A 1,877-nucleotide genomic window follows, 5' to 3' on the forward strand; every position below is an offset into this window, starting at 1 on the left:
ATCCTGTCTTTGACAGTTGCAGAAAAGATTAATGCCAGAATTCCTTGTAAATTAGGGGAGTTCTGGCATTTTATGAGTCTTAGGTTTTTTGCGTACTTTTTTTCATTTTTGTCTCTCGAAAAATTTTTTTCATTTGCTTTTCACTGACAATCTGATAATCGGTCCGAAAGCCGAATGCTTCATGTAGACAATCTGTTAATTCTGTTCTTGTATATGTTGGGATATATCCTTCTCCTGTAGCTTTGAGAAAATTCATATCCCGTAATGTATCAAGTATTTCTTCACATGTATATTTATATTCTAATTTCTTTTCCAAATATCGAAATATGATTAAGGCCAAAAAGCAGGTCATGAAATGGGCTTTGATCCGGGCGTCTGTATAGACATAGGCAGGTCTTGATTTAAAATCCGTTTTCATGATTCGGAAACATTCCTCAATTTCCCAGCGATTATGATTTATTTTTGCAATTGCAGGCGGTTTGTCTTCTAGGTTTGTGCATACCGCATAAAAGCCGTCATACTTTGCCTCATCTTCTATGACGCTCTGGTCAAGTTCATAGACTTCTTTTTCGGCTGCCTCGCCGTCAGCAGTTACGCCTGTCTTTTTGATAAAACGTTTACAATCATTCTGGTTATGCTTCTTGAGAGAAGAAAGATTGTTTACCAGCATTTTTTCAGCCCGTCCAATCTGTCTTTCACGGATGCGTTGCTGATAAAATTTGTATTTTAGCGAAAACGTTACAATTAATTTCTGTTCTAACCCATCGCTTTTTATCCATCGTTCTTTATAAAAAGTAGACTTCAAGAATTTCCGGGCCAATTCGGGATCTTCCAACTGGTTGATGTTGAATGTGGTTGGTTTTCCATTTTTATCCCGCTCATAACCTTCCAGCTTCCAGCCGGCTGGATCCAGACACCATTCCTTTAAATGCTTTTTCAGTTTTTTAATAGATTGTGTTGTGATAAAAGCCCGGCCTTTTTTATTATTAAATTTCCGGTTATCCGTAGAAGACAGTCCCGCATCGGTACAGACGATAAACTTTGCATGTTGGAAATCTTTTATGATCTGTTCTTCCAATGGAATGAGCGTCTGTTGTTCGCTTTTATTTCCAGGATGGATAGAAAAGGCAAGAGGGATGCCGTCTCCATCCATGAACAGCCCCATTTCTACAATCGGGTTAGGGCGATGTTCTTTGGAGGGGCCGTATTGTTTCAGCCCATCCTCCTGTTCAATCTCAAAAAAGAAGTTGGTGCAGTCATAGAACAAGATTTTGTCATTTCGTTTGGAGATAGATTTACTGTTTTTATACAGTTCAGACTGGATATAGCCATCTTCCGCACAAATGAAATCCAAAGCCCGGTAAACATGCTGCAACTGAAAATCCGGTGGTTCAAGGAGCTTGCCGGATTCTTCAAATGTATTCAATTTGGAAGAAGGATACAATATTCTGCCGTAAATGAGCCTGGAAAGGACACTGTCCAAGTCATAAGTAAATTTGTGTTTACTGGAAATATTAGAACAGATTTTAGGAAGGCCCAGGCAATGGTATAACTGTTGGAGAAAAAGATAACCGCCATTAAAAAGCCGTTGCTCATTCAGGGGAATGAGTTTAGACTGTTTGAATTTTAGGATAATCTCTCTGTGCAGTTTTTTTTCTTCCAGATTTAATTTTTCAATATACTGCCGTGCCCATTCATATGGATCAGCGCCATTTAGCTTTTCACGCAGGTCCTTTTCAGTTCCTAATTTTTTCCACGGTGATGGTACGCTGCTTTTTTCCCTCATAGATGGTTTTAGTAACATAAAGAGAGGCGGCATTTTTTGAACGGGAAACCTTTAAACGCATAAGAAACAACTCCAATCTCTTTATATTTTA

At 38.6% G+C, this 1,877-nt stretch carries 1 pseudogene; it reads right to left on the reverse strand.

The features are described from left to right. Positions 1 to 79: 79 nt before the first annotated feature. A pseudogene (locus E5329_RS28950) lies at positions 80 to 1,847 on the reverse strand (IS1634 family transposase). Positions 1,848 to 1,877: the final 30 nt, after the last annotated feature.

This window comes from Petralouisia muris (assembly GCF_004793545.1).
Taxonomy (GTDB): domain Bacteria; phylum Bacillota; class Clostridia; order Lachnospirales; family Lachnospiraceae; genus Petralouisia; species Petralouisia muris.